General features: G+C 61.9%; 19 protein-coding genes and 1 pseudogene. 7 read left to right on the forward strand and 13 right to left on the reverse strand.

The features are described 5' to 3' along the window. Positions 1–28 precede the first annotated feature (28 nt). The 12 genes and pseudogenes from AC193Q_RS23405 to gcbA all read right to left on the reverse strand — a co-directional run bounded on the left by AC193Q_RS23405 (position 29) and on the right by gcbA (position 16,288). Positions 29–2,803, reverse strand: a complete 2,775-nt coding sequence (locus AC193Q_RS23405) for a hybrid sensor histidine kinase/response regulator (protein ID WP_239778654.1) — start codon at positions 2,801–2,803, stop codon at positions 29–31. A 99-nt stretch (positions 2,804–2,902) separates the two neighbouring features. Continuing rightward, the gene (gene purD / locus AC193Q_RS23410) at positions 2,903–4,198 is read right to left on the reverse strand and encodes a phosphoribosylamine--glycine ligase (RefSeq protein ID WP_095667646.1); all 1,296 of its coding nucleotides are present in this window, start codon (positions 4,196–4,198) and stop codon (positions 2,903–2,905) included. Between the two features lie 190 nt (positions 4,199–4,388). Then, positions 4,389–5,996: a bifunctional phosphoribosylaminoimidazolecarboxamide formyltransferase/IMP cyclohydrolase gene (gene purH / locus AC193Q_RS23415; RefSeq protein WP_047291053.1), complete on the reverse strand. Its 1,608-nt coding sequence runs from the start codon at positions 5,994–5,996 to the stop codon at positions 4,389–4,391. An 82-nt stretch (positions 5,997–6,078) separates the two neighbouring features. Further along, entirely contained in the window at positions 6,079–6,399 is a 321-nt protein-coding gene (gene fis / locus AC193Q_RS23420) for a DNA-binding transcriptional regulator Fis (RefSeq protein WP_003221275.1), read from the reverse strand. After that, a complete protein-coding gene (gene dusB / locus AC193Q_RS23425) occupies positions 6,396–7,406 on the reverse strand; it encodes a tRNA dihydrouridine synthase DusB (protein ID WP_047291054.1) in 1,011 nt (336 codons plus the stop codon). Before dusB ends, fis begins: the two co-directional genes overlap by 4 nt. 185 nt (positions 7,407–7,591) lie before the next feature. Beyond that, a complete protein-coding gene (locus tag AC193Q_RS23430) occupies positions 7,592–8,884 on the reverse strand; it encodes a DUF3426 domain-containing protein (protein ID WP_483878852.1) in 1,293 nt (430 codons plus the stop codon). A 30-nt stretch (positions 8,885–8,914) separates the two neighbouring features. Further along, entirely contained in the window at positions 8,915–9,793 is an 879-nt protein-coding gene (gene prmA / locus AC193Q_RS23435; RefSeq protein WP_041068147.1) for a 50S ribosomal protein L11 methyltransferase, read from the reverse strand. A gap of 238 nt (positions 9,794–10,031) precedes the next feature. After that, entirely contained in the window at positions 10,032–11,390 is a 1,359-nt protein-coding gene (gene accC / locus AC193Q_RS23440) for an acetyl-CoA carboxylase biotin carboxylase subunit (protein WP_041068145.1), read from the reverse strand. Positions 11,391–11,407: 17 nt separating this feature from the next. Next, entirely contained in the window at positions 11,408–11,872 is a 465-nt protein-coding gene (gene accB, locus AC193Q_RS23445; RefSeq protein ID WP_024164417.1) for an acetyl-CoA carboxylase biotin carboxyl carrier protein, read from the reverse strand. A 48-nt stretch (positions 11,873–11,920) separates the two neighbouring features. Continuing rightward, positions 11,921–12,373, reverse strand: coding sequence for a type II 3-dehydroquinate dehydratase (gene aroQ / locus AC193Q_RS23450; protein ID WP_007914604.1), 453 nt, complete (start codon positions 12,371–12,373; stop codon positions 11,921–11,923). Between the two features lie 246 nt (positions 12,374–12,619). Continuing rightward, positions 12,620–13,126 (reverse strand): annotated as a pseudogene (locus AC193Q_RS23455) (methyl-accepting chemotaxis protein); the annotation flags it as partial. A 1,491-nt stretch (positions 13,127–14,617) separates the two neighbouring features. Further along, positions 14,618–16,288 (reverse strand): diguanylate cyclase GcbA, encoded by a 1,671-nt coding sequence (gene gcbA / locus AC193Q_RS23460; protein WP_041068095.1) that lies wholly within the window; start codon positions 16,286–16,288, stop codon positions 14,618–14,620. A 427-nt stretch (positions 16,289–16,715) separates the two neighbouring features. Between gcbA and AC193Q_RS23465 the strand changes: the two genes are divergently transcribed. From AC193Q_RS23465 to AC193Q_RS23495, 7 genes are all read left to right on the forward strand, one after another. After that, on the forward strand, positions 16,716–17,783 hold the full coding sequence (locus AC193Q_RS23465) for a DUF2333 family protein (protein WP_007963034.1): 1,068 nt from the start codon (positions 16,716–16,718) through the stop codon (positions 17,781–17,783). A gap of 3 nt (positions 17,784–17,786) precedes the next feature. Further along, complete coding sequence (locus AC193Q_RS23470; RefSeq protein WP_047291057.1) at positions 17,787–18,344, forward strand: NUDIX hydrolase; 558 nt, start codon at positions 17,787–17,789, stop codon at positions 18,342–18,344. Positions 18,345–18,660: 316 nt separating this feature from the next. Next, positions 18,661–19,032 (forward strand): translation initiation factor Sui1, encoded by a 372-nt coding sequence (locus AC193Q_RS23475; protein ID WP_041068080.1) that lies wholly within the window; start codon positions 18,661–18,663, stop codon positions 19,030–19,032. Positions 19,033–19,251: 219 nt separating this feature from the next. Then, complete coding sequence (gene speA / locus AC193Q_RS23480; RefSeq protein ID WP_007963030.1) at positions 19,252–21,165, forward strand: arginine decarboxylase; 1,914 nt, start codon at positions 19,252–19,254, stop codon at positions 21,163–21,165. 231 nt (positions 21,166–21,396) lie between these two features. Further along, a complete protein-coding gene (locus tag AC193Q_RS23485) occupies positions 21,397–22,734 on the forward strand; it encodes a type VI secretion system Vgr family protein (RefSeq protein WP_483878853.1) in 1,338 nt (445 codons plus the stop codon). Continuing rightward, the gene (locus AC193Q_RS23490) at positions 22,731–23,525 is read left to right on the forward strand and encodes a DUF4123 domain-containing protein (protein WP_131671011.1); all 795 of its coding nucleotides are present in this window, start codon (positions 22,731–22,733) and stop codon (positions 23,523–23,525) included. Before AC193Q_RS23485 ends, AC193Q_RS23490 begins: the two co-directional genes overlap by 4 nt. 12 nt (positions 23,526–23,537) lie before the next feature. Beyond that, entirely contained in the window at positions 23,538–24,413 is an 876-nt protein-coding gene (locus tag AC193Q_RS23495) for an alpha/beta hydrolase (RefSeq protein WP_483878854.1), read from the forward strand. Here AC193Q_RS23495 and AC193Q_RS23500 read toward each other — a convergent pair. Further along, on the reverse strand, positions 24,407–25,756 hold the full coding sequence (locus AC193Q_RS23500) for an MATE family efflux transporter (protein ID WP_131671013.1): 1,350 nt from the start codon (positions 25,754–25,756) through the stop codon (positions 24,407–24,409). The two genes, AC193Q_RS23495 and AC193Q_RS23500, sit on opposite strands and share 7 nt — an antisense overlap. Positions 25,757–25,804 lie beyond the last annotated feature (48 nt).

Below are 25,804 nucleotides of genomic sequence, written 5' to 3' on the forward strand. Positions count from 1 at the left end.
AAGCGCTTTCGGGCGATGAACGGAATCGTCAGAATGTCGAGGCCGTGCGGTTCTGCTGATCACGCTGGGCCACCCAGTGCTCGATCAGCTCACGCAGTTGCGACAACTCCACCGGTTTGGCCATGTGCCCGTCCATCCCGGCCTGGCGCGCGCGTTCCTTGTGCTCGGCGAGGATGTGCGCGGTCAGCGCGACGATCGGTGTGCGGGTGCGCTGATTACTGACTTCCCACGCGCGCAATTGCTGGGTCGCCGAGAAACCGTCGAGGATCGGCATTTCGCAGTCCATCAGTACCAGGTCGTAACGCTGAGCCTTCATCGCCTGCAGGGCTTCTTCGCCGTTGCTGGCGGTGTCCGGTTGCAGGTTGAGTTTGCCGAGCATGCCGCGAATCACTTTGGTCGAAATCGTGTTGTCTTCGGCGACCAGAATGCGGAAATCGCTCGGCACCTTGGCCGCCGTCGCGGGAGTGACCACTTGCGGCTGGAACACCACCTGGCCCTTGTTGCGCTGGTTCAACTCGTCGGCCAGCGTGGTCTTGAGCGTGTAGCCGGCCACCGGTTTGGCGAGGATGCGTTTGATCCCGGAGTTGCGCGCGATGATCTTGCTCGGCGCGTTACTGATGCCGGTGAGCATGATCAACAGGATGTCGTGATTGAGGCTCGGGTCTTCCTTGATCTTGGCCGCCAGTTGCATGCCGGTCATGCCGGGCATGTTCTGGTCCAGCAGCACCACATCAAAGTAGTCACGCAGATGCGCCTTGGTGCGCAGCAGCGCCAACGCTTCCTTGCCCGAGGGCACCGCGCTGACGTTCAAGCCCCAGGCGCTGCATTGCTGCACCAGCACCTTGCGGCACGTGTCGTTGTCGTCCACCACCAGCACGCGCGCACCTTGCAACGGGCCGTCGAGGTCGGAGGTCGGGTGTTCCAGACGATCCGGGTCCAGTGGCAGGGTCAGCCACAAGGTGCTGCCCTGATTGGCGCCGCTCTTGATCCCGAACTCGCCGTGCATCAGGCGGATCAGTTGCCGCGCAATCACCAGCCCAAGGTTGCCACCCAAACGGTTGGCCGAGAGGAAGTGCTTGCTGTGCAGCTCGGCATGCAGCAGCGCATCGCGCTCTTCTGCCTCCATCGGCTGGCCACTGTCCTGCACGGCGATGCGCAGGCGCGGCTTGACGCTGCGCTCGTCGAGGGCGACGACGATCAGCACTTCGCCTTCGTCGGTTTTTTTCAGGGCATTTTCCAGCAGGCTCAGCAGGGTCTGGCGCAAGCGGGTCGGGTCGCCGCTGATCACGCGCGGTACCTGTGGCTGGATGAAACTGATCAGCTCGACGTTTTGCTGTTCGGCCTTGGCCCGGTAGATGCTCAGGCAGTCGTCGATCAAAGCATTGAGGTCGAACTGCACATCATCCAGCTCGATCTGCCCGGATTCGAGCTTGGAGATGTCGAGGATCTCGTTGATCAACGTCAGCAGTTCGTTGCCGGCACTGTGGATGGTTTGCACGTAATCACGTTGCTTGACCGACAGCGGTGTGCCCAGCAGCAGCTCGGTCATGCCCAGCACGCCGTTCATCGGGGTGCGGATTTCGTGGCTGATCTTGGCGAGAAATTCGGCCTTGGCGTTGATCTCGGCGTTGCTGGCGGCGAGGTCGCGGCTGATGCTGAAACGGCTTTCGGTGATGCTGCGCTGGCGTTCACCCAAGGCGATGCTCATCAGCAGGCCACTGATGCAGATGAAGCCCATCAGGGTCATGATCAGGCCTTGCGGCGCCACCAGGGTCAGCCCCAGCAGGGCCGGCAAAATAATCAGCGTGCCGATGTTGAATACCACCATCCCGGCCACGAACAGCCGCGCCGGACGGTAACCCTTCTGCCAGTGATAGAAGCCGACCAGCAACATGCTCAGGCCGGCCAGCGCCACCAGCGCGTAGGTGATGATGTTCAGCGGCAGGGTGTTGACGAACAACAGCAGCAGGCTGCAGATCACGATGAACAGAATGTCGCCCAGCAACAGTTTGTTCAGCGGGTGCGGGCCCAGCGGGGCGAAGAAGCGCAGGGCGAACATCAACCCGGCGGGGGCGGTCAGCAGCAGCGCCAGATAAGCACCCGGCGTCTGGATCGCGTGCCAGTTCGGCAGCCACGGGCCGGCGAGGTTGAGCAGCAGCAACAGACTCAGGCCCAGCAGGCCTTCGCAGACCGCCAGCCACAGGCTGCTGCGCGAGCGCGAGTAGGCATAGCGCACGAGGTTGTGCAGCAGCAACATGCCGAGGCAACCGAACAGCAAGCCGAAAATCAGCGTCTGGTTCTGATTGGCGGCACTCATCACCGCCGATTGCAGGGTGATGTGCGGGCGCAGCTGATGGTCGGAGACCATGCGCAGATAGATGTCGAGTGGCTTGTCGCTTTGCGGCAGCGGTAGCAGGAAATCGCTGCTGGGCAGTGGTCGCTCGGCCTGCGGCTGGTGGGTGCCGGAGAGGCGTTGCTCGATCAGCTTGTCGCCGTCCAGCACGTACAGGCTGAGGCTGGACAGGTCGGGCGCAAAGATACGCAGCACTTGCTCGTGCTTGCCCGGCGCCAGTTTGAAACGCAGCCAGAGTGCGCCATCGGGCTCGGCCGCCGTGAGGCGATCCAGTTCGATAGGGCTGAATTGATTGGTGTAGCGAGTCGAGCGGATGTCGCTCAGTTGCAGATTGCCCTGATCGTCAAGCAATACCGACCAGCCACTGCCTTGCGCGGCCAGCGCCGGAAGCATGCAGAGCAAGGTCAGCAGCGTGACGGTGAAGCTTATGGCAATCCTGAGCCAGCGCACGGCGAAATCCCTTCGTAGGTTGATGCCAGAATATAACGATGCGCAGCGGCGGAACAGCCCGGCGAGGGACTGCATCCCGCGCCGGACCTGAAGGACAACTTATTCCTGGGTTTCGCCACGTTCACGGGCAATGGCGCGGTAGCCAATGTCCTTGCGGTAGAAGCAACCTTCCCAGTCGATAGCGGCGGCCAGCTTGTAGGCTTGCTGCTGGGCTTCGCTGACGCTGGCGCCCATGGCAGTGGCGCAGAGTACGCGACCACCGGCCGTCACCACGTTGCCATCCTTGAGCGCCGTACCAGCGTGGAAGACTTTGCCTTCCAGGCTTGCGGCTGCGTCCAGACCGTTGATCGCTGCACCCTTGGCGTAGTCGCCCGGGTAGCCACCGGCGGCCAATACGATGCCGACGCTCGGACGTGGATCCCACTGGGCTTCAACCTTGTCCAGCGCTTGCGCCAGAGCGGCTTCGACCAGCAACACCAGGCTCGACTGCAGACGCAGCATCACCGGTTGGGTCTCCGGGTCGCCGAAGCGGCAGTTGAACTCGATGACTTTCGGGTTGCCGGCCTTGTCGATCATCAGACCGGCGTACAGGAAACCAGTGTAGACGTTGCCTTCTTCGGCCATGCCGCGCACGGTCGGCCAGATCACCTGGTCCATCACGCGCTGGTGCACATCGGCGGTGACCACCGGGGCAGGGGAATAGGCACCCATGCCGCCAGTATTCGGGCCGCTGTCGCCGTCGCCAACACGTTTGTGGTCCTGGCTGGTGGCCATCGGCAGGACGTTTTTGCCGTCGACCATGACGATGAACGAGGCTTCTTCGCCGTCGAGGAACTCTTCGATCACCACGCGCGAACCGGCGTCGCCAAAGGAATTGCCGGCGAGCATGTCGCGCACGGCGTCTTCGGCTTCGGCCAGGGTCATGGCCACGATCACGCCTTTACCGGCGGCCAGGCCATCGGCCTTGATCACGATCGGTGCGCCTTTTTCCCGCAGATAAGCCAGAGCCGGCTCGATCTCGGTGAAATTCTGGTAGTCGGCGGTCGGGATCTTGTGGCGGGCCAGGAAATCCTTGGTGAAGGCTTTCGAGCCTTCCAGCTGCGCAGCGCCGGCGGTCGGACCGAAGCAGTCCAGGCCACGGGAGCGGAACAGATCGACCACGCCTGCCACCAGCGGCACTTCCGGGCCGACGATGGTCAGGGAAACGTTTTTCTCGGCGAAGTCGGCCAGTTGCTCAAGGGCCAGCACGTCGATGGCGACGTTCTCGCACTTGGCTTCAATTGCGGTACCGGCATTGCCCGGCGCGACGAAAACCTTCTGCACACGCGGATCCTGAGCCACTTTCCAGGCCAGGGCGTGTTCACGGCCACCGCTGCCAATGATCAAAACATTCATTTCAAAAACCTCGGATGACGCTAATTCTGTTTTTAGAGCCTAAAGCGCTTCACGCTGTAGGAGGTCGCAATGAAGTCGGTAGATGCAAGGCGGAGTTGACCTCGATGAGCGGAGTTGCCTTTTGGCAATGAGCATCATCGAGGTCGGCTCCAACGCAGCAGATGCCGGCTTCAGTGCGGCCGTCGACTGGTTAGTGACGGAAGTGGCGCATGCCGGTGAAGACCATCGCGATGCCTGCTTCGTCAGCAGCAGCAATCACTTCAGCATCACGCATCGAGCCGCCCGGCTGGATCACTGCCGTGATGCCCACCTTGGCCGCATTGTCGAGACCGTCGCGGAACGGGAAGAACGCGTCCGATGCCATCACCGAACCGGCCACTTGCAGACCGGCATGCTCAGCCTTGATCGCAGCAATACGCGCGGAGTTTACGCGGCTCATCTGGCCAGCGCCGACACCGATGGTCTGACGGTTCTTGGCGTAGACGATGGCGTTGGACTTGACGTACTTGGCGACTTTCCAGGCGAAGATCAGGTCGTGGATTTCCTGTTCGGTCGGTGCACGCTTGGTCACCACTTTCAGGTCGTCGGCGCCGATCATGCCGATGTCGCGGCTCTGCACCAGCAGGCCACCGTTGACGCGCTTGTAGTCCCAGGCCGGAACGCGGTCCGCCGACCACTCGCCACAGGCCAGCAGGCGCACGTTGGCTTTGGCGGCGACGATGGCGCGAGCCTCTTCGCTGACGCTTGGGGCAATGATCACTTCCACGAACTGACGCTCGACGATCGCCTTGGCGGTCTCGGCATCCAGCTCACGGTTGAAGGCGATGATGCCGCCGAAGGCCGACTCGGTGTCGGTGGCGTAGGCCAGTTCGTAGGCCTGACGGATACCGCCCTCGGCGTCCGGGCTCACGGCCACGCCGCACGGGTTGGCGTGCTTGACGATCACGCAGGCCGGCTTGACGAAGCTCTTCACGCATTCCAGCGCGGCGTCGGTGTCGGCCACGTTGTTGTACGACAGCTCTTTGCCTTGCAGTTGGGTCGCGGTGGCGATACCGACTTCGGCAGGCTTGGCTTCCACGTAGAACGCCGCGCTCTGGTGCGGGTTCTCGCCGTAGCGCATTTCCTGGGCCTTGATGAACTGGCTGTTGAAGGTGCGCGGGAATTCGCTGCGGCCTTCGGTGCTCAGGGTTTCGGCAGCCTGATTCACGGTGCCCATGTAGTTGGCGATCATGCCGTCGTAGGCGGCGGTGTGTTCGAAGGCCTTGAGCATCAGGTCGAAACGCTGAGCGTAGGTCAGGCCGCCGGCCTTGAGGTTTTGCAAGACGTTGGCGTAATCGCTGGCATTCACCACGATCGCCACGTCTTTATGGTTTTTCGCCGCCGAACGGACCATGGTCGGGCCGCCGATGTCGATGTTCTCGATGGCGGTCGGCAGGTCGCAGCCTGGCTTGTTGATGGTGGCTTCGAACGGGTACAGGTTGACCGCAACCAGATCGATCGGCTTGATGCCGTGCTCGTTCATGATCGCATCGTCGATACCGCGACGACCGAGGATCCCGCCGTGGATTTTCGGGTGCAGGGTTTTCACCCGACCGTCCATCATTTCCGCGAAACCGGTGTAATCCGCGACTTCCACTGCAGCAACACCGTTGTCGCGCAGCAGCTTGAACGTCCCGCCGGTGGAGAGGATCTCGACGCCGAGGGCTTCAAGCTCTTTGGCGAATTCGAGGATCCCGGTCTTGTCGGAAACGCTGATCAAGGCGCGGCGGATCGGCAGGCGGGTAGTCTGGTCGGTCATCTCAATTTCCATCAAAAGCAAAGGAAGTCAGCAAAAAAGGCGACCGGTTTTACGCGGGCGCCTTTCTGGTTTGATTGAATGCTTACAGCAGATCGTACTGCTTGAGTTTCTTGCGCAGTGTGCCGCGGTTGAGTCCCAGCAGCTCACTGGCCTTGGTCTGGTTGCCCTTGACGTAGTTCATCACGCTTTCGAGCAGGGGAGCCTCGACTTCGGAGAGCACCAGGTTGTACACATCCGTGACGGACGCGCCCTCAAGGTGGGCGAAATAATTGTGCAGCGCCTTCTCGACACTCCCGCGAAGGGTCTGACCTTCTTCGCTTGGGGTATTGAGGTGCTGTTTCAAATTCACGTTGTCGCTCACGGGTGCTGTTCCACTCACTAAAGTCTCGGTCATCATCGTCATGCGGCCACCCCTTCTTCGTCCCCTGTCAGGCTCTTGTAACGCTCGGCGAAGAACTCCCGAACGTTGGCGCATTGTGTTTCCGTACCATCCAAACGATTGAAGTGGGCGCGAAACTCCCTGGCGCCCGGCAAGGTTGCGAGATACCAGCCCACATGCTTGCGGGCAATGCGCACGCCCATCACATCCCCATAGAAGGCGTGAAGGGCGGCCAGATGCTCCAGCAGGATGCGTTCCACTTCGTTCAGCTCCGGCGCCGGCAATTTCTCGCCGGTACGCAGGAAGTGTTCGATCTCGCGAAAAATCCATGGCCGCCCCTGGGCAGCCCGGCCTATCAGCAGGCCATCGGCACCGGTCGCGTCAAGCACGTAGCGGGCCTTTTCCGGCGAATCGATATCGCCATTGGCAAACACCGGGATCGACACCGCCTGCTTGATCGCGGCAATCGTGTCGTACTCGGCTTCGCCGGTGTACAGATCGGCGCGCGTGCGGCCATGCACGGCCAGCGCGGTGATCCCGGCCTGCTCGGCGATCTTCGCCACGGTCAGGCCATTCTTGTTGTCGCGATCCCATCCGGTGCGGATCTTCAGGGTCACCGGCACATCCACTGCAGCGACGACGGCCTGCAGGATCTCGGTGACCAGTGCTTCGTCCTTCAATAACGCGGAGCCGGCGGCCTTGTTGCAGACCTTCTTTGCCGGGCAACCCATGTTGATATCAATAATCTGTGCGCCCAGTTCGACGTTGGCCCTGGCCGCATCCGCGAGCATCTGCGCGTCGCCACCGGCAATCTGTACCGAGCGTGGCTCGGGATCGCCTTCGTGGATCATGCGCATGCGCGACTTGCGGGTGTTCCACAGGCTCATGTCACTGGTGACCATTTCCGAGACTACAAGCCCTGCGCCCAAACGCTTGCACAGCTGACGAAAGGGCTGGTCGGTGACGCCCGCCATCGGGGCGAGAATCAAACCGTTCTGCAATGTATATGGGCCGATGCGTACCGCCGACATAGGACTTCCCTGAAGTGGGGCCGGATCATGAGAGTTCGAAAAAGGGTTGGCATGATACCCGCTCTCGATGACTGGATAAAGGCTGAATTGAACAAAATCTGAACAGTTATTCTGTTATTGCCAGCGGTTTGGTTGGCGTGGGCGAAGTCAGAAAACTGCCGTCAAACCTGAAGCGATGAAGCGATTCACTCGGGGGAGTGGAAACTCAGGCTGTAATTCACCGCTTTGGGGCCTGGATCGAGGATGTCCAGTGCGATGTGGATCGGCGTCTGTGGCGGCATTTCCGCCATGCCCTCAAGGTCGCCGTTGAGGTATTCGCCGGGTTTGAAGCGACGACTGGCAATCAGGTGACCGTTGAGATCGGCGAAGCGCAACTCCAGCAGCGGGAACGGCTGGGAGAATGTTGCGCGGTTATAAATGATCGCGTCGACCACCAGCGCTCCACTGAATTCCGGATGGCTGCGCACCACCAGGTTGCTGCTTTTGATTTTGCCGATGTCGACCTTGGACGGCACCGTGCAGCCAATCTGCGGGCAGAACTGCTGGAACCACGGGCGGTACTGATCCTGGCGCGCCAGTTCGTCGAAATGATAGGCGATGTACTGACCGGCCAGACCAGCGGCAGCCAATAGAACCAGCAAACTCCAGAGCAGGCGCCGGCCCCAGGGCGAACGGCGCTTCTGCCAGTCCAGTTGCAGTGGATCGTCGGTCAGATCCTGCAGCACTTCGGCGCGTACGCCGGGTTCGGCACGTTCACGTTTTTTACGCAGCGGTTCGACCGATGGCAACTCGTCATCGTCCGGTTCGACGCTGGCCGACAGGCGTTCGCGGCGGGCATTCGGATCGATCGGGTCATGCAGGCGCAGTTGCGGGATCGGCGGCTCGTCGTCCAGATCCACCGGCTCCAGCGACAACGAAGGCTCGGTGCGCGCGGTTTTCAGCGGTTCGGCTTCGACGATCTCGGGTTCGATTTCATCTTCGGGCTCGGGCAGGCGTTCATCGTCGCGTGCGCTGAACAGGCTGTCGCGCCACACCGTTTCATCGGCTTCAGGGCTGTCGCGGCGGGCGCTCAGGGACTCTTCGCGCTGACGACCGAATTCGGTGGTCGGCTGGATTTCCCGTTGTTCGAGGCGGGCCAGTTCTTCGTCCAGATCGAGGCTGTCCAGGTCCAGCTCGCTGGCGCTCCATTGCTTTTGGCTGATGGCGCGCGGCGCGGGCGGTTCGTCATCGACAGGCGCTTCGACCACTGGCGGCGGTTCGCTGACCACAGGTTGAGACGGTGCTGGCTGGACAATGGCCGGCGCCACCGGCGTAACCGCTTCCTTGCCGGCGTGTTGTTCCAGCAGCTGTTTGGCGGCATTGAACACTTGCAGGCAGGAGCCACAGCGAACCACCCCGCGGGCCACGCTCAACTGAGCATGGCTGACGCGGAAGCTGGTTTGGCAATGCGGGCACTGGGTGACGAAGCTGTCGGTCATGCGGCGATCCGGTTTATGCAGGCGGCCATTCTAGCGCCGACGGCCGGTGATGCGCACCCAGCCATCACGATTGGCGATCGGGTCCAGATCGAAGTCCTGCGCATAGGCTGCAGCGACCTCTTCGCCTTGTTCGGCGAGGATCCCGGACAACGCCAGACGCCCGCCGGACTTGACCAGGCCGGACAGCTGCGGCGCCAGGGAAACCAGCGGGCCGGCCAGAATGTTGGCCACCAGCACGTCGGCTTTGACCTGCGGCAGATCTTCCGGCAGGTACAGCGGGAACAGCTCGTCGGCAATATTGTTGCGCCCGGCGTTATCGCGCGAGGCTTCCAGCGCCTGCACGTCGATGTCGGTGCCGACCGCTTCTTTGGCGCCGAGCAGCAGGGCGGCGATCGCCAGAATCCCCGAGCCGCAGCCGAAGTCCAGCACGTTGCAGTCTTTCAGGTCCTGACCGTCGAGCCATTCCAGGCACAGGGCGGTAGTCGGGTGAGTGCCGGTGCCGAATGCCAGGCCCGGGTCCAGCAGCAGGTTGACCGCATCAGGCTCGGGCGCGGCATGCCAGCTCGGCACGATCCACAGGCGCTGACCGAAACGCATTGGCTGGAAACCGTCCATCCAGCTACGTTCCCAATCCTGGTCTTCGATGACTTCGCTGTGATGCTCGGGCAGCGGGCTGCCGGTCAGCAGTTCCAGATGCGCCAGCACCGGCGCAGGCTCGGTGCCGCCCTCGAACAGGGCCAGCAGGTGCGTGTGCGCCCACAGCGGGGTGGTGTTGAGTTCCGGCTCGAAGATCGGCTGATCTTCGGCGTCCATGAAGGTCACCGAAACGGCGCCGACTTCAAGGAAAGCGTCTTCGTAGGTTTCGGCTTGTTCCGGGCTGATGGCGAGACGTACTTGCAGCCAAGGCATGGCGGGCACCTTTGAAAAAATATGATTGCAGCCTAGCGGCCAGCGAGAAGCGCGCAAGTTTACGCGAGCGCGCCAAAGAAGACGAACTTGGTTGAAAAGCAAAAGATCGCAGCCTTCGGCAGCTCCTACATTTCGAATGCATTCTCCTGTAAGAGCTGCCGAAGGCTGCGATCTTTTGACTTTGCTGCAGAAACAACAAAGCCGCCCGAAGGCGGCCTTGTCTGGTGCGGGCTGAAGCTTAGTGCTTGTCGCCAGCCAGCTTGTGCTCGAGGTAGTGAATGTTCACGCCCCCTTTGCAGAAGCCTTCGTCGCGGGTCAGATCACGGTGCAGCGGGATGTTGGTCTTGATCCCGTCCACCACGATTTCGTCCAGGGCATTGCGCATGCGCGCCATGGCTTCGTCGCGGGTCGCGCCGTAAGTGATCAGCTTGCCGATCAGCGAGTCGTAGTTCGGTGGAACCGCATAACCGCTGTACAGGTGCGAATCGACGCGAACGCCGTTGCCGCCTGGAGCGTGGAAATGCTTGACCGTGCCCGGGCTCGGCATGAAGGTTTTCGGGTCTTCAGCGTTGATCCGGCACTCCAGCGAGTGACCGCGGATAACCACGTCATCCTGGGTGAACGACAGCTTGTTGCCAGCGGCGATGCTGAGCATCTCCTTGACGATGTCGATACCGGTGACCATTTCTGAAACCGGGTGCTCCACCTGAACGCGGGTGTTCATTTCGATGAAGTAGAAACGACCGTTCTCGTACAGGAACTCGAACGTGCCGGCGCCACGGTAGCCGATGTCGATGCACGCCTTGACGCAGCGTGCCAGCACTTCCTGACGCGCCTGCTCGTCGATGCCCGGTGCCGGCGCTTCTTCGAGAACTTTCTGGTGACGACGTTGCAGCGAGCAGTCGCGGTCGCCCAGATGGATGGCGTGACCCTGGCCGTCGGACAGTACCTGAACTTCGACGTGACGCGGGTTGGTCAGGAATTTTTCCAGATAGACCATCGGGTTGCCGAACGCCGCGCCAGCTTCGGAGCGGGTCAGCTTGGCCGAGGCGATCAGGTCTTCTTCCTTGTGCACCACACGCATGCCGCGACCACCACCACCGCCAGCGGCCTTGATGATCACCGGGTAGCCGACTTCACGACCGATGCGCAGCGCCGTTTCTTCGTCTTCCGGCAGCGGGCCGTCGGAGCCTGGAACGGTCGGCACGCCAGCTTCGATCATCGCGTGCTTGGCCGACACCTTGTCGCCCATCAGACGAATGGTTTCGGCTTTCGGGCCGATGAAGGCGAAGCCGGAGTTCTCGACCTGTTCGGCGAAATCGGCGTTTTCCGCGAGGAAACCGTAGCCTGGGTGAATGGCGGTGGCGCCAGTCACTTCAGCGGCAGCGATGATGGCCGGGATGTGCAGGTAGGACTGAGCGGCAGAAGCCGGGCCGATGCAGACGGATTCGTCTGCCAGACCCAGGTGCATCAGCTCTTTGTCGGCCTTGGAGTAAACGGCGACGGTCTTGATGCCCATCTCTTTGCAGGCACGCAGAATCCGCAGGGCGATCTCACCGCGGTTAGCGATCAGAACTTTTTCCAACTTCGCAGTCATCAAAGGCTCTCCGCAGTTCAAACGATGGTGAACAGCGGTTGGTCGTACTCAACCGGCTGGCCGTCTTCGACGAGGATGGATTCGATCACACCGCTGGTTTCAGCTTCGATGTGGTTCATCATCTTCATGGCTTCGACGATGCACAGGGTGTCGCCTTTCTTCACGGTCTGGCCGACTTCAACGAAGGCTGGCGAGGTTGGCGAAGATTTGCGGTAGAAGGTGCCTACCATTGGCGAGCGGGCCACGGTGCCGTTCAGTGCCGGAGCAGCAGCGGCAGCCGGAGCGGCAGCAGCCACTGGAGCAGCAGCGGCGGCAGGTGCGGCGGCCGGAGCCTGCATCGGCGCCGGAGCGTAGTACTGCTGAGCCGGGGTCTTGCTGTGACGGCTGATGCGTACGGACTCTTCGCCTTCCTTGATCTCGAGCTCGTCGATGCCGGACTCTTCCAGCAATTCGATCAGTTTCTTAACTTTACGGATATCCATGAATCATCAACTCCCAAGGGTCGGTCAGGGGCGTTTAACGCTTGTGGTTCAAGTCGTTGCCTGTGTTTCAAGCTGCTCTAGTGCGGCCTCCAGGGCCAGTCGGTAACCGCTGGCGCCAAGGCCGCAGATCACTCCCACCGCTACATCGGAGAAGTAAGAGTGATGGCGGAAAGGTTCGCGCTTGTGCACGTTGGACAAATGCACTTCGATGAATGGGATGCTCACTCCCAGCAGCGCGTCACGTAATGCGACACTTGTGTGCGTAAAAGCTGCTGGATTGATCAGAATGAAATCCACACCTTCACCGCGAGCGGCGTGGATGCGATCGATCAATTCGTACTCGGCGTTGCTTTGCAGATACAGCAGATGATGGCCGGCTTCACGGGCGCGGCGCTCCAGATCCTGATTGATCTGCGCCAGGGTCGTTGAACCGTAAGTGCCGGGTTCGCGGGTGCCGAGCAGGTTCAGGTTGGGGCCGTGCAGCACCAGTAGCGTTGCCATCTGCATGTTCCTTGTTATGAATGAGCAGTCGTCAGAACCCGGCGACTATGCCGCAAAGGCTTTGTGACTGTCCAGTTCTCTGCAATAGCCAGCACGATGACCGATGTTTACGCGAAATTTGTGACTGAGTGATTTGATCTGGTCATTCATCTCGTCCTGTAGGCGCTGTCGAAGGCTGCGATCTTTTTATTTTTAGAAGCAAGATCAAAGGATCGCAGCCTTCGGCAGCTCCTACAGAGGTTGGTGTCAGACGCGGAAGGCCTGCACGGCGGTATGCAGTTGCCCACCCAGTACCAGCAAGTTCTCCCCCTGTTCGCGACCCTCGCCGATGCGCAGCAGGTTATCGCCGCCCAATTGATGGATCCGCTCGCTGTGATCACGGATTTCGCTGACCGCGCCGCTCTGCTGCGCGGTGATCTCGGCGATGCGGATCGCTGTGTCGGAAATGGTCTGGATCGCGCCGACGATTTTATCCAGCGCGCCGTCCGCCGCTTGTGCCTGATTGGCTGTGGCTTCGGCGTGTTCGACCTGCGCGCGCATGCCTTCGACCGATTGTCGGGCGGCGGCTTGCAGGCCGGCGATCAGCGTCTGGATTTCCGCTGTCGCGCCGGCCGTGCGTTGTGCCAGTGAGCGCACTTCCTCGGCCACCACAGCAAAGCCACGGCCCATTTCCCCGGCCCGCGCCGCTTCGATTGCCGCGTTCAGGGCAAGCAGGTTGGTCTGGTCGGCGATCGAACGGATCACCGTCAGCACGCCACCAATGGTCGCCGACTCTTCGGCCAGGTGCTCGATCATCTGCGCGTTGCCTTGCACTTCGCCAACCAGCGCGTGCAGGCCGGTGAGGCTTTGGCCGATCACGGTTTGCCCGTGCTCCACGGCCAGCCCGGCATGGCGGCTGGCATCGGCAGCTTGCCGTGCATCGCCGGCGACCTGCTGAATCGTCGCTTCCAGCTCACCCAGTGAATCGCGGATCAGCGCAGTGTCGCCGGCCTGATGCTCGGCACCGGAGTGCAGGTTGTTGCTCAGTTCGGCCAGGGTGCGGCTGCTGTCGGCGACCTGTTCGGCGTTACCGCGAATCGTCCCGACCAGATCTACCAGATACGCGCGCAAGCGGTTGAGCGAAGCCTCAATGTCATGCAGTTCGCGGTTGGTTTTGCCCAAATGAATGTCGCGACTGAAATCGCCTTCGGCCCAGGTCGACAGCGCCGGAGCAAGGTTGGTCAGGGTGCGCGCCAGGCGCCGCTGCAAGGTGTCGATCAGCAGCGCGATCAGCAGAATCAGGCCGATCATCACGCCCTGCATCAGGCGTACTTCGCCCTGGATCTGTCCGTGCTGGGCGCGCACCACCGGTTCGAGTCCCGCGATCGCCTGTTGCACGGCGGCGATTTTCAGGTGGGTCGCGGTGCTCAGTTCGGTGCGTTTCTGGATCTGCTCGCGGGTGCGTGCCAGCTCCGCCGGGTAGCGGCCGAGCAGGCTGTTAAGTTCACGCTTGAGGCCGATGCCGGCGTCTTCGGCAGCGGCTTTTTCGGTGCTTTCGATGCCCATCATCGCGGCGAAATCATCGCTGCCGGATTCATTCTTGGCGACCACGCCGAGCAGGGGCAGGGCATCGATGGCCTGAGCCTGGGTGCGGATATTGTCGACTTCACGCTCGACATCGGCCGCCAGTTCACTGCGGCCGCTGCTGACCAGTTTGTCGCGGGCCAGCGACAGCTTGCCTAGATGCTGCGCAGCGACGAGCAGCGGCGTCAGGTACGTCGCGTTGCCATTGGCGTAGGTGCTGAGTTGATCGAGGCTGGCGCTCAGTTCGCGTTCGGCTTGCAGCAGCAGTGCCTGCGGATCACCGGCCAGTTTGCCGGCGGCGAGCAGGTCGGTTTTGCTGAATGCTTCCAGGCTCGACAGGCTCGGGCGCAGGGTCTCGGTTAGCGCCGGTGGCAGTTCACCGAGTTCCCTCTGCAAGCCGTCGATGGCCTGGCTGGCACTGCTCAGGCGCAGGGCGTCGCCGCTGGCGAGGTAGTCCTCGACATTGCGCGCCACGTCATTCTGAAATTGCTGCGACAGGCCCAGGTAGCGCTCCATCAACAGATACGGACGCTCCAGGGCTTTTTGCGACCACCACAGCGTTGCGCCGAGGGCCACGCAGACGGCGACCAGCAGCAGGGTGTTGAGATTGGTGAGCAACTTCAGGCGCATGACGGCTACCAACGGCAGAAATGGTAAGCGCCTGAATTTATTGCGGTTCTGTTACAGGGTTATGACCGAATCGGTGGATTCCGATGAAAAGGTGGCACTTTGCTTTGAGTCGCGCGCGGTCTGCACCCGATTGCGTCCGGCACCCTTGGCGCGGTACAGCGCTTCGTCGGCCTGGCTGGCCATCATCAGGCTGTCGGAGTCTTCGTGCATTTCCACCACGCCGGCGCTGAAGGTGCACCACAAATCCTGCGGCTGCGCCGGATAGTGGATTTCGGCAAAGCGCTGGCGGATCTCGTCGAGCACTTTGTGCGCGGCTTCTATATCAGTGTCGGGCATGACAATGGCGAACTCTTCGCCGCCGTAACGACCGATGAAGTCGGTCTTGCGCAAGCGTTGCTTGAGGAACAGCGCCAGGCTCTTGATCACTCGGTCGCCCATCGGGTGGCCGTGGCTGTCGTTGACCCGTTTGAAGTGGTCGATGTCGAGCATGGCAAAGCTCAGCGGTTTGTTCTCGCGCCGGGCGCGGAACGAGCAGTCTTCGAGCAATTGCAGGATGTGCGTGTGATTGTACAGGCCGGTGAGGCTGTCGCGGACCATCCGCGCCTTGAGGTTGCGCGCACGGGCGGCGCGGTTGCGCACGGTGGTGATCAGATGTCGCGGCTTGATCGGCTTGGTCAGGAAGTCGTCGCCGCCCTCGCTCATCGCGTCGAGCTGCTTGTCCAGATCGTCCTCGGCGGACAAGTAGATGATCGGCACGCTGACGTAACGGTCGTTATGGCGAATGACCTTGGCCAGTTCGGTGCCGGTGCAGGCCGGCATGTACATGTCGAGGATGATCAGGTCCGGCTGGAAGTCCGCCAGTTCGGCCATCGCCTGGATCGGTTCGATCAGGGTACGCGTGACGATTCCGGCGCTGTTGAGCAGGCGTTCGGTGTGCAGGGCCTGGGCGCGGGAGTCGTCGATGATCAGCACTTTATAAGGTTCGTACTGGGCGACGCAGGTCAGGACTTCGATCTTCTCCAGCAGGCTCGACGCTTCAAGGGTGCCGGTGAGGAATTCCTGGCCGCCAGCGCGCACGGCGGCGAGGCGGGTCGGGGTGTCGGTTTCGTGCAGGCTGAAGAACAGCAGCGGCAGCGGTTCTTCCAGACCGACCTGGGCTTCGGCGGCCAGTTGCAGGCCGACACCGGCGCCGCTGAAGTCCACGTCCATGACGATTGCGGCCGGCAAGCGCTCGACCATCGAGGAGCGAAATGCGGCGACGCTGTCCAGCGCCTGTGCGGTCAGCCCGAAGAATTCCAGCTGCTTGGCCAGGCGTTCGGCGCGGTCGTGATCCTGCAGCATCACGTAGATTGGTTTGCGCAGCGGCGGCAGGAAGGTCTGGTCGAGTTGATCGCCATGGCGCAGACCGGTGCGGGACAGGCGCTGCATCAAGCGATTGAGGTCGGTGATCAGGCCGCTGCTCAGACGCCCGCGATTGGCGTCCACCGCTTCCAGCGACTGGCTGATGTGATGAGCCAGTTGCGTGTGCTCGGGCTGCTCGAAGCGCTCGGCAAAACGCAGCAGGCGCAAGTTCGCTTCGCTCAGTTCGGCGAGGTCGGCAGTGGACCACTCACTGCGTTGCAGGCGCTGCCATATCTCAAGAATCTGACGTGCCTGATGAATTACCCGCTGGGCAAAGTGGTGCTTGAGGCGCTCACGGCTGGGGTCTTCTGGCTCGGTCATATCCTGACTACTAGTTAGGGCGCATGCTGAGATCGACTGGTGGCTCTATGCTAGCACCTCTTTTCCCTTATATGAGTGTCGTGCGTCAATAATCTGCGGTGCTGCACAATTCAGTTTCTGACCAGTTGGTGCTGGATTCGACCCGTTCGTCGATGAAGTCCCCTGAAACCGGGCGCGTCGGGCGGCTTGGTCAGCGAAAAAAACTTTGGCAACACCGCTATGGTGCAGGTTTGGATTGATCCTTGACGACGGCGTGCCGACTTTTAGCGTGGACGATGCATCAGGGAAACCCTTAGAAAGTTCGCAGCTTGAAGTCGCGCTCTCCGTGGATTTTCTGCTTCTCTTCGATGGCGGGTGCCCGGCCTTGGCACGTTGTTGTATGGTTGTGGTCGAACCGTTGAACCCAAGTGATTGAAAGGATATCGCCATGCTGGACTGGAAGAACCGCGCGGGCAGCGCGCCTGAACGTGCCGCTGAACCGAAGTCGGCCACCCGCAGCTACGTGGGCGGGCTGCTGTTCAGCCGCGCGCTGGCCACGCTGATCGGCATTTATCTGCTGGTGACCATTGGCCTGGGCTGGTACTGGAGCCAGGAGCCCGCGCTGTTCCCGGTGGCACAAAATGCCCAGGCGGCTGCCGAGAAAGAAGGCAAGCAAATGGTGGTCGGCTACACCACGGTCGAAACCCTCAAGACTGTTGCCGGCACGCTGCTGAACAAGCCGGGTGGCTACATTTCCAACGACCGCTTCCCGCCAGGCCTGTGGATGGACAACACGCCGAGCTGGGAATACGGCGTGCTGGTGCAAGTGCGTGACCTGACCCGGGCGCTGCGCAAAGACTTCGCCCGTTCGCAGTCGCAGTCGGCTGAAGACGCCGATCTGGCCAAGGCCGAACCGCGTTTCAACTTCGACAACAAGAGCTGGATCCTGCCGTCGAGCGAATCGGAGTATCAGGAAGGCATCAACTCCCTGAGCCGTTATCAGGCGCGTCTGTCTGATCCAACGCAGAAAAACGCCTTGTTCTACGCCCGCGCCGACAACCTGAACAACTGGCTGGGCGATGTCGGCACTCGCCTGGGTTCGCTGTCGCAACGTCTGTCCGCCAGTGTTGGCCGGGTCAAGCTCAACACCGCACTGAAAACCGAAGTGCCGGCGGTGGGCGAAGTGCCGCAGGTTGACGAAGAAGTGGTCGAGACTCCGTGGATGCAGATCGACAACGTGTTCTATGAAGCACGCGGTCAGGCCTGGGCGCTGTCGCACCTGCTGCGCGCCATCGAAGTCGATTTCGCCGATGTGCTGGCGAAGAAGAACGCCACGGTCAGCGTGCGCCAGATCATTCGTGAGCTGGAAGCCTCGCAGGAGCCGGTCTGGAGCCCGATGATTCTCAACGGCAGCGGCTTCGGCGTGTTGGCCAACCACTCGCTGGTCATGGCCAACTACATCTCCCGGGCCAACGCCGCCGTGATCGATCTGCGTCAACTGCTCAATCAGGGCTGAGTCATGGACGAGAGCGCCAAAGAGGCGGCCCATCGCGCCGCCTCCGATGCTGAACAGATCGCCTGGGTCGACGAGCAGGACAACCTGCTCGGCGCCCTGGTGCGGGCCGATCTGCGTGAGCGTGGGCTGATCGGTCGCGGCACTTACATCATGCTGTTCAACAGTGCCGGTGAGCTCTGCGTGCATCGGCGCACCTTGAGCAAGGCGATCTATCCCGGTTACTGGGACGTGGCGGCCGGCGGCATGGTCCAGGCCGATGAGACCTACGCCGAATCGGCGGCCCGCGAGCTGGAAGAGGAGTTGGGGGTGAGTGGGGTGGAACTGACTGCCCACGATCATTTCTTCTTCGAGGACACCGGCAATCGCCTGTGGTGCTCGGCGTTTTCCGCGGTGTGGGACGGCCCGCTGAAACTGCAGCCGGAAGAAGTGCTGGAAGCACGCTTCATTCCGGTCGAACAGGTGCTGCTGGAAATCGAGCAAAAGCCTTACTGCCCGGACTCTCTGGCCGCGTTGAAGCGCTATCTGAAGGCGCAGCAAAGCGACGTCGCAAAGAACACATAAATTGGCGCCGATTGGCTCTTAGCAATTGCGCTTTTTGCCGTTACACTGCGCGACCTTTTCAAGCTGCACCGAATGGTTTGATGTGGGCCTGAACGATGACAGGCCTGTAGGAGCTGCCGAAGGCTGCGATCTTTTGATTTTTGAAGACCAGGATCAAAAGATCGCAGCCTCGTTGCACTCGACAGCTCCTGCAGGTCGAAGTCGAGCGGTTCAATTGTTTCGGTGCAGTAGCGCTGCCCCTGCCTGAGTGGGGCTTCGCGGTCGATGACCTTGCCCAAGGTCGCGATCAGTCTTTGTCCTCCCAAGAGGATTGCCGGTGGCCAAAAAAGCCGCATCCTTCGCCGCCCTGGGCGGCCTGGTATTTTCCACCGACGCAGGTCGTCATTGCCCGGAATGCAGCAAACCGGTGGACGCCTGTATCTGCAAACAAACCGTGATCCCGGCCGGGGACGGCATTGCCCGCGTGCGTCGCGAGAGCAAGGGCCGTGGCGGCAAAACGGTGACCACCATCACCGGCGTGCCGCTGGCCGAAGACGCCCTGAAGGAACTGGCGACAACGTTGAAGAAACGTTGCGGCACCGGTGGGGCGTTGAAGGACGGGGTCATCGAAATCCAGGGCGATCATGTCGAGCTACTCTTGGCAGAGCTGATCAAACACGGTTTCAAAGCGAAGAAGTCCGGCGGCTAGCAGCCTCTGTGAAATCCATCTGCGGCTTGATCCGGCACTGAAGCAGTTCAGATCCGGCGTCGTCTCCATGGTTTTCACAGAGCCTGTTCATGACCGGTTTCTAAACTACACGCGGTCAGCGCGGTCTACCGCCGCGCTGACGAACCGTCATTTTCATTCTTTAGACTGCGCCGGCCTGCGATCAGGCGACGCACTATGACTTCTTTATAGGGGACTTCGATGTCCGTACGACGCACACGCAAAGACGATGGCAGCCAATGGACAGTTGCGGACAGCCGCAGTGTTTACGGGATTCGCCATTGGGGGGCCGGGTATTTCGCGATCAATGACGCCGGTCGCGTCGAAGTTCGTCCGAACGGCCCGAGCAGTTCGCCTATCGACCTGTTCGAACAAGTCGACCAACTGCGCAAGAGCGGCTTGTCCCTGCCGTTGCTGGTACGTTTCCCCGACATCCTGCAAGACCGCGTCCGTCAGCTGACCGGTGCTTTCGACTCGAACATCGAGCGCCTGGAATACCAGAGCAAGTACACCGCGCTGTACCCGATCAAGGTCAACCAGCAGGAAGCGGTGATCGAGAACATCATCGCCACCCAGAACGTTTCCATCGGTCTGGAAGCCGGCTCCAAGCCTGAGCTGCTGGCGGTGCTGGCGCTGGCGCCGAAGGGCGGCACCATCGTCTGCAACGGTTACAAGGACCGCGAGTTCATCCGTCTGGCGCTGATGGGCCAGAAGCTCGGCCACAACGTGTTCATCGTCATCGAGAAAGAATCCGAAGTCGGCCTGGTGATCGAAGAAGCGGCCTCGCTCAAGGTCAAGCCACAGGTCGGCCTGCGCGTGCGCCTGTCGTCGCTGGCGTCGTCGAAGTGGGCGGACACCGGTGGCGAGAAATCCAAGTTCGGTCTGTCGGCGGCGCAACTGCTGTCGGTGGTCGAGCGTTTCCGCGCCGCGGGCCTGGATCAGGGCATTCGCCTGCTGCACTTCCACATGGGTTCGCAGATTGCCAACCTGGCTGACTACCAGCACGGTTTCAAGGAAGCGATCCGTTACTACGGCGAGCTGCGCAACCTTGGCCTGCCGGTCGATCACATCGACGTCGGCGGCGGTCTGGGTGTCGACTACGACGGTACCCACTCGCGCAATGCCAGTTCGATCAACTACGACATGGACGACTACGCCGGTGTCGTGGTCGGCATGCTCAAGGAATTCTGCGACGCGCAGAGCCTGCCGCATCCGCACATCTTCTCCGAAAGCGGCCGTTCGCTGACCGCACACCACGCGATGCTGGTGGTGCAAGTGACTGACGTCGAGAAGCACAACGACGACGTGCCACAGATCGAAAACAAGGAAGCCCTACCGGAAACCGTGCAGTGGCTGGTTGACCTGCTCGGCCCGACCGACATCGAAATGGTCACCGAGACTTACTGGCGCGCGACGCACTACATGAGCGACGTGGCCTCGCAGTACGCCGACGGCAAACTGACCCTTGCTGAAAAAGCCCTGGCCGAGCAGTGCTACTTCGCGGTGTGCCGTCGCCTGCATAACTCGTTGAAAGCCCGTCAGCGTTCGCACCGCCAGGTGCTCGACGAACTCAACGACAAGCTGGCCGACAAGTACATCTGCAACTTCTCGGTGTTCCAGAGCCTGCCGGATACCTGGGCGATCGATCAGGTACTGCCGATCATCCCGCTGCATCGTCTGGACGAAGAGCCGCTGCGTCGTGCCGTGCTGCAAGACCTGACCTGCGACTCCGACGGCAAAATCAACCAGTACGTCGATGAGCAGAGCATCGAGACCAGCCTGCCGGTGCACGGTCTGAACGAAGGTGAAGACTATCTGCTGGGGGTGTTCCTGGTCGGCGCCTATCAGGAAATCCTCGGCGACATGCACAACCTGTTCGGTGACACCGACTCGGTGAACATCTATCAGAACGCCGATGGCAGCGTGTACCACGCCGGTATCGAGACCCACGACACCATCGAAGACATGCTGCGCTACGTGCACTTGTCGCCGGAAGAACTGATGACCCACTACCGTGACAAGTGCGCCAGTGCCCGCATCAGTGCCAGCGAACGCACGCAGTTCCTCGATGCCTTGCGTCTGGGTCTGACCCGCTCCTCCTACCTGTCTTCCTGAGACAGGTGCTGTTGCACCGGGTTGTCTGAAATTTCCACGAAAGCGGTGGAAAATTCGGATGACCCGGTGGGACATCTCCCAAATTTCCCGCGAAATAACTGCCTGCCACAGCCGGTGAAGTGATCCCGTCTGCTTTTCGCGTAGGTCATTTCCTAAGTTGTACTTCAGCTCTCTACTCGGCCATGTCTCTCGGCGAGAATCCCCGGCCGCCCCTCCTGTAGAGATCCGCCCATGTTCGAATCAGTCAACGAGCCGTCGTTTCGTCTCGATGTAACGGGGCTGCCCGACCCCTTCGAGGTGCTGGCCTTTACCGGCAGTGAGGGCATCAGCGAACCTTTTGCGTTTGACATCGACCTGTTGATCGATGACCCGCAACTGGACCTGGCCGGTCTGCTGTACCGCTCGGCATTCCTGCATTTCGGCCCCAGGCACAATGGCCTGAGCGGGCAATTGCAGAGCGTCGTGCAGCATGAGCACGAGGCGGGGGTGCGGTTGTGCCGAGTGACGCTGGGACCGAAGTTGAGTTGTCTGGCGCTGCGTTTCAGTCAGCGCATTTTCAGCAGCCAGTGTGTGCCGCAGATCCTCGCACAGGTCCTCAAGGAGCACGGTATCGCTGGCGCGCAACGGCGTTTTGATTTGCACGGCGAATACCCGGTACGCACGTTTTGCACCCAATACCGCGAGTCGGACCTGCAGTTCGTGCAGCGGCTGTGCGCGCAGGCGCGAATTGACTACTACTTCGAGCATCGGCCTGACGGGCACTGCCTGGTCTTCGTTGATGATCCCGCAAGGTTTCCGCTGGCTGGCGGGGCATCTGTGGACAATGACGCGAACTCGCCGAGTGTCCGGCGCTGGCAGATGCAAGTGGATGCCAGCGATATCCAGGAGCGTTTGGCTCGGCCCGGCAAAGCCCACGGCCACAGTGATCTGCCAACCTTGCGCAGCGCGCGGTGGCTGGCACTGAGCGCACATCCGTTCGCCGAGTGCAACCGCCGCTGGCTGCTGAACCGGATCGAGCATCGTGCTGATCCGGCCAGCGAACCGCCATACAGCAACCGAATTCTTGCCTCGGCCCAGGCGCCTCTTGCCCCGCCGACGAGCCCTGCTACACCACCGCGCATGCACAGTCTGCAACGGGCCTGGGTGGTGACCGTCGCTGAGCCCCAACCTGACGAATGGCGGTCGGTAGCGGTGCAGTTTGACTGGCTCTATCAGGGGGAAGGCGCTGCTGCCAGTCACTGCTGGCTGCCCCTTTCTGCGGCGTTGAGCGAGACTTCGCCGGCAGCGTTGGACGAGGGCGTCGAGGTGGTGGTGAGTTTTCTTGAGGGCGATCCGGATCAGCCGGTGATCAGTGGTGTGTTGCAGGAACCGGCCCTGATCGAAGACTGCCAGGAGCCTCCGGTGCTGCCGGACGTTCTGCCGAGTGCAGGTCTGGCGCGGTGGTTGATGTCCGCCGAACCGCTGTTGCTGTTGTGTCTGGTGCCCGGCGGTGGCAGTTATAACCACTGCACGGCGACAATCTGCAGTTGCCGGCTGGTCGCGTCGCTGGGACAGGGCGGCGCCACTTGAGCGGCGCGCCATTCACCCCGCAGACACAGTGGCTGCTGCTCGATGGCGCCGATGCGCAGCAGGCGCTGACGACGTTGCGTCAGGGGTTCGCCGCCGTCCATTGCACGCGGCTGTTCGAGGGCACCGAATTTCAGGCGGTAAGCGAGCTCGGGCCGCTGCTGGTCGACCTGCACGAGTGCCCGGCACTGGCGGCGCTGTGTCACCGTGATCCGCAGACCTGGCGAGGTCTGCTGATCGCGAGCGATGCCTCGTGGCAGATTCTTCTGAGTCATTTGCGACGGATGCTGACCGTCTCGTTCGGGCTCAATCATCGCGCCTTGCTCGGTTACTACAACCGGCAGACAGCCAGTTACTTCTTCGATGCCTGTGATGCCGCCGACCTGAGCCGCTGGCTCGGGCCGATCCAACTGCTGCGCTGGTTCGGTGGTACCTGGGCTGACCTCGCCATTGGCAGTGAAGGCTGGCAGCAACTGCGCAATCCGCAATGGGCGGTCGAGCCGCTGAGCGTCGACGAAAGCCTGACCCGGCGCCAGCGCGAACGCTTGCAAAACTGTCTGCTGGAACAACACATCTGGCGCTGGTGCCAATCCATGGGAACCGACTATGCGCGGATGGCCTCCCATGTGCAGGAGGGCCTGAGCCTGGGTTTCAGCGACCGCGCGGTGCTGGATGGCTGGTTATGGCTACGCTTGCAGCATCCCCGGACGCAACTGCCGGACGTGCCGGGCGGGCTGAGCCAGCAGGCACGGCTCGACCATGTGCGGCGGCACTGGCAGAACGATCAATCTTGAGGTGTGGCACCCATGACAAACCCGCTGTGGCAACGGTTTGGTTCAATCCTCGGCGGGTGCCTGCTGCTGGTGCTGTCGGGGTGTTCGCCGGTCAAGGTGCTCAATGCGCTGACACCCGATGACACGTTCCAGCGAACGGCGGGCATTGCCTACGGCGAAGATCCACGGCAGAAGCTCGACGTCTACGTGCCACGCCAGCCACTGGAGGGCGCACCGGTGGTGGTGTTTTTTTACGGTGGCAGCTGGAACAGCGGTGATCGCGGCGATTACGCCTTTGTCGGCGAGGCGCTGGCGTCGCGGGGGATCGTCGCGGTGCTGGCGGATTATCGGCTGTACCCGCAAGTGCGCTATCCGCTGTTTCTTGAAGACTCGGCACGGGCAGTGGCCTGGACCCGGGCGCATATCCGCGCGTTCTCCGGCAACCCGCAACGCCTGTTCCTGATGGGCCACAGTTCCGGGGCCTACAATGCGGCGATGCTGGCGCTCGACCCTGCGCTGCTCGGTGCGGTGGGCATGTCGTCGAAAGACCTTAGCGGCTGGATTGGCCTGGCCGGGCCGTACGATTTTCTGCCGATCAAGAATGCCGATGTGCGCCCGGTATTCTTCTGGCCTGACTCACCGCCGCAATCGCAGCCGATCAACCATGTCCGGCAGGGCGAGCCTCCGGCGCTGCTGATCGCTGCGACCAAAGATAATCTGGTCAACCCGACGCGCAACACCGCCGGCCTCGCGCGCAAACTGCGCGAGGCCGGTGTGCCGGTGCAGGATCTGTACTACTCGCGCCCCAGTCATGTGACGCTGGTGGCGAGCCTGTCGCGGCCGCTTCGGCACCTGGCGCCGGTGCTTGAGCAGGTCGTCGCGTTCGTCAAACACACGCCGGCTCAGTGAGCGGCGCCGCTGAACCAGCCGTCGTCGCGGCGCAGCCACAGGGCCAATACGCCGAGCGTCAGGCTGCGCAAGATCATGAACAGCAGGAACGTTATCCACAGCCCGTGATTGCCCAACCCTTGCAGCGCCCAGGCAAACGGCAGCAGCAGAGCGACGGTCAGCAGCATGCCATTGCGCATCTCCCGGGCGCGGGTGGCGCCGATGAACAGGCCGTCGAGCAAGTAGCTCCAGACCGCAATCAGCGGCAACACCGCCAGATACGGCAGATAAATGAACGCGGTGTCGCGCACGCTCTGGATGTCGGTCTGCATTTCGATGAACAAATGCCCGGCCAGCAGAAACAACGCGGCAAATCCGAGGCTGGCCAGCAACGACCAGCCGCCGGCCACCACCAATGAGCGGCGCAGGGCGAGGCGATCGCGGGCGCCGATCGCGTGCCCGCATAAGGCTTCGACCGCATGCGCCAGACCGTCCAGCGCATGGGCGGTCAGCAGCAGGCCGTTGAGCAGCAGGGCATTGGCCGCCACCGTGGCATCGCCCAAACGCGCGCCTTGCACGGTGATCAGGAAAAATACCGATTGCAGCGCCAGGCTGCGGATGAAAATGTCGCGGTTGACCGCCAGCAACGGGCGCCAGTTCTGCCACAACTTCAAGGCCGCCCAGGCGATGTGCCCGGGATAGGCGCGCAAGGCGCCACGGGTCAGCCACAGGCCAAGCAGGGCACCGCTCCACTCGGCGATCACCGAGGCCCGGGCCGAGCCGACCACGCCCCATTCCAGGCCAATCACGAACCACAGGTTCAGAGCGATGTTGATCAGGTTGGTGCTCAGCAGAATCGCCAGCGGCGCCCGGGCGTTCTGAGTGCCGAGGAACCAGCCGACCAGGGCGTAACTGGCCAGCGCTGCGGGCAGCCCGAATAACCGGGTGTGGAAGAACTCGCGGGTCAGTTGATCAAGTTCCGCCGACGGCTGCATGACGTGCAGGGCCACGCCGCTCAACGGCACGCCGAGCGTGCCGAGCACGATTGCCAGTCCCAGCGCCAGCAGTAAACCCTGCAACAGAATCTGCCGCAACGCCGCGCCATCGCTGCGCCCGGCGGCCTGGGCGGCAAACCCGGTGGTGCCCATGCGCAGAAAGCCCATGGCCCAGGCGAGGAAGGTGTAGAGGCTGGCGCCTACCGCCACTGCGCCCAACTGATGGGCGTGGGGCAGGTGGCCGATGACGGTGCTGTCGACCAGCGCCACCAGCGGTACGGAAATATTCGAAAGAATCATCGGCGCGGCGAGCGCCCAGACCTTGCGGTGAGTCGGACGGTCGCGCCAGTCGGCAATCAGGTTGGACATGCGGGCTCCTTGGGGGAGCGGGGATTGTAGCGATTCATGCGGTCTGCG

The organism is Pseudomonas sp. F2, from assembly GCF_057174385.1.